Source organism: Pseudomonas sp. P5_B2 (genome assembly GCF_056400445.1).
On sequence record NZ_JBFULH010000464.1, the window covers coordinates 1 to 3,218 of the forward strand.

The 3,218-nt window shown below is 59.2% G+C and carries 4 protein-coding genes; 2 read left to right on the forward strand and 2 right to left on the reverse strand.

What is annotated here, in order from left to right; translation table 11 throughout:
* Positions 1-192 (reverse strand): hypothetical protein (locus tag AC1DRJ_RS22395; RefSeq protein ID WP_477804062.1); only part of this gene is annotated, 192 nt, incomplete at its 3' end.
* Between AC1DRJ_RS22395 and AC1DRJ_RS22400 the strand changes: the two genes are divergently transcribed.
* Positions 191-2,110: an ATP-binding cassette domain-containing protein gene (locus tag AC1DRJ_RS22400; protein WP_477804063.1), complete on the forward strand. Its 1,920-nt coding sequence runs from the start codon at positions 191-193 to the stop codon at positions 2,108-2,110. The two genes, AC1DRJ_RS22395 and AC1DRJ_RS22400, sit on opposite strands and share 2 nt — an antisense overlap.
* 189 nt (positions 2,111-2,299) lie before the next feature.
* Here the strand turns inward: AC1DRJ_RS22400 and AC1DRJ_RS22405 are convergent, their stop codons facing one another.
* A complete protein-coding gene (locus AC1DRJ_RS22405) occupies positions 2,300-2,737 on the reverse strand; it encodes a universal stress protein (RefSeq protein ID WP_477804064.1) in 438 nt (145 codons plus the stop codon).
* Positions 2,738-2,841: 104 nt separating this feature from the next.
* Between AC1DRJ_RS22405 and AC1DRJ_RS22410 the strand changes: the two genes are divergently transcribed.
* Positions 2,842-3,218: hypothetical protein (locus AC1DRJ_RS22410; protein ID WP_477804065.1), on the forward strand; the 377-nt coding region annotated here is incomplete at its 3' end.

A 3,218-nucleotide genomic window follows, 5' to 3' on the forward strand; every position in this document is an offset into this window, starting at 1 on the left:
ATGATAAGTAGGGCAATGCCCGCACTGAATAATCTGTAGCTTAGCCTTTTGCCAGCGACGGGCGAAAGCTTTGCAGGCCCACCGGCATAAGTTCGCAACATTTGTTATGCAGAGTGCTTCGAGAGTGAAATTGCCGGCCTTCTGAAGCCTCAAGTCAGGTAGAATGCGCGCCCGGTTTTTGGAGAAGCTCATGACCCTGCTCAAATTCAGCGATGTGTCCCTTGCTTTCGGCGCTATGCCGTTGTTGGACAAGGTGTCCTGGCAGATCGCCCGTGGTGAGCGGGTGTGCATCATCGGCCGCAATGGCACTGGCAAGTCCAGCATGATGAAGCTCGTCAAGGGCGACCAGAAGCCCGATGACGGCTCCGTTTGGCGCGCACCCGGCCTCAAGATTGGCGAATTGCCGCAAGAATTGCCGGTAGCCGACGAGCGGACCGTGTTCGATGTGGTTGCCGAAGGCCTGGACGGTGTGGGCGAGTTGCTCGCGCAGTATCACCACCTGAGCCAGAACATCGTCACCGACGCCGATCTGGACAAACTGATGCACGTCCAGCACGACCTTGAAGCCCGCGATGGCTGGCGTTTGCAGCAGCTGGTCGACAGCACCTTGAGCCGTCTGCAGTTGCCGGCTGACAAGACCCTCGCCGAATTGTCCGGCGGCTGGCGTCGTCGCGTCCTGTTGGCTCAGGCGCTGGTATCCGAACCGGACCTGCTGCTGCTCGACGAACCGACCAACCACCTGGACATCGGTGCAATCGCCTGGCTCGAAGAAGCACTGAAGGATTTCCAGGGCGCCGTGCTGTTCATCACGCACGACCGTTCATTCCTGCAGAACCTCGCAACCCGCATCCTCGAGCTGGACCGCGGTGGTCTGATCGACTGGAACGGCGACTACGCCAGTTTCCTCGTGCACAAAGAAGCCTCGTTGGCCGCTGAAGAAACCGCCAACGCGCTGTTCGACAAGAAGCTGGCCCAGGAAGAAGTCTGGATCCGCCAGGGCATCAAGGCCCGTCGCACCCGTAACGAAGGCCGCGTCCGCGCCCTCAAAGCCCTGCGTGTCGAGCGTAGCGAGCGTCGTGAACGTACCGGCAAGGCCAACATCCAGCTGGACACCGCTGACAAGTCCGGCAAGCAGGTGATGGTCCTCGAGAACGTGAGCTTCGCTCATCCAGGTGGCCCGTTCCTGATCAAGGATTTCTCGATGGTCCTGACGCGCGGCGACCGTATCGGTCTGCTCGGCGCCAACGGTACCGGCAAAACCACGCTGCTGAAGCTGATGCTCAGTGGCTTGCAGCCAACCAGCGGCACAGTGGAAGAGGGGACACGCATCGACGTGGCCTACTTCGACCAGTTGCGCCACCAGCTGGACCTGGAAAAAACCGTGATCGACAACGTCGCCGAAGGTCGCGACTTTATCGATATCGATGGTCAGAGCCGTCACGTGCTGAGCTACCTCGGCGACTTCCTGTTCAGCCCTCAACGTGCCCGCACGCCGGTCAAGGCGCTGTCCGGTGGTGAGCGTGCCCGTCTGTTGCTGGCCAAACTGTTCAGCAAACCAGCGAACCTGCTGGTCCTCGACGAACCGACCAACGACCTCGACGTCGAAACCCTCGAGCTGCTGGAAGAGGTCCTGCTGACGTTCAACGGCACCGTGCTGATGGTCAGTCACGACCGGGCATTCCTCGACAACGTGGTCACCAGCACCTTGGTCTTCGAAGGTGAAGGCAAGGTTCGCGAATACGTCGGTGGTTATCAGGACTGGCTACGTCAGGGCGGCTCGCCGCGCCTGCTGGGCGTGACCGAGAGCAAGTCCGGCAAAGCCGACCTGACCTCCGCAGTCGTGACCGCAGAAGCTGCGCCAGTGGCGGCGGCAGTCGAAGCGCCAGTGGCAAAGAAAAAGCTCAGCTACAAGTTGCAGCGTGAGCTGGAAATGTTGCCGGCTCAGATCGAAGCCATGGAGCAGCAGATTGCTGCGGTTGAAGCGCAAATGGCTGATGCCGGTTTCTATCAGCGTCCTGCTGCCGAGACGGCTGCCGTGATTGCTCAATTAGAGCAGTTGCAGGCTGAACACGACGTGATGGTCGAGCGCTGGGCCGAACTGGATGCCTGATTGATCCAGTAACAAAAAAGCCCGGCGTTCAGTGATGAACGCCGGGCTTTTCGTATGGAATACGATCTACTGGTCGCTATAGATCTCCTGTAGGAGCCGAGCTTGCTCGCGATGAGGCCCTGTCAGTCAATATCTATGGGACTGACAGGTCTTATCGCGAGCAAGCTCGGTTCCTACAGGTTCTATGTTTCAGCGTTTGATCAGGTGCACCGCGAGCACATCGCAAGGGGCCCCGTGCAGTACGTCATTGGCGGTGGAGCCCAGCAGCAATGCCAGGCCGTGTCGACCATGGCTGCCCACCACGATCAGGTCGCAGGTCTGTTCCTTGGCCAAGTGATGAATCTCCTGGCGCGGCTGCCCGTAGGTCAGGTGGCTGTATTCCTTGGAGAGTTCCGGATATTTCACGATCAACCGGTCAAGGCGCTCCTTGGCCTGATCGAACTGCTGTTGTTGCAGTTGTGACAGGTCCATGGGGACGTCGCCGCCAAAGGCCATGGCCATTGGCTCGACAATGTGCACCAGGGACAACTTCGCCCCGYTGCTCACCGACAGCTCGCGAGCGCGGTGGATTACAGGGTCGCACTCTTCGGTTAGATCTACAGCGACCAGAATATGGTTGTAGGGCATGAGGTGCTCCTCCTGAGGGTTGCAATATTGGTAAGTATGGCTGGTTTCAAGCGCAATGGTTTCAAAGTGACCCAAAGCGCCCATCAAGAATCGGGAGTACAGATATGACGGTCTGGATAGTGGTGTCAATCCTGCTGGTGGTGCTGAGTCCGCTGGCATGGTTGCGGCCGTCTCGTGGCCAGAGCGGACGAATGGCCCTGCGCATGGAGGCGCGACGTATCGGCCTGGCCATGCAATTGGCGCCTCAAGAGTGGCCCCACTGGCTGAGTCAGGAGCCGCCGAGCCCTTGTGCGCAGTACCATCGACCGCGCCGTGGCAATCAGCCAGCGTGCTGGAGTTACTGGCAAAAGTCACCGGGTGTATGGGTGAATCAGTGGCAGGAGGTTTGCGAGGATCGGGCGCTGCTCAATCATTTCGAAAAGTTGCCAGCCAACGTTTACAAAGTCGAGGCGGACAAGCAGATGATCACCCTGTATTGGGG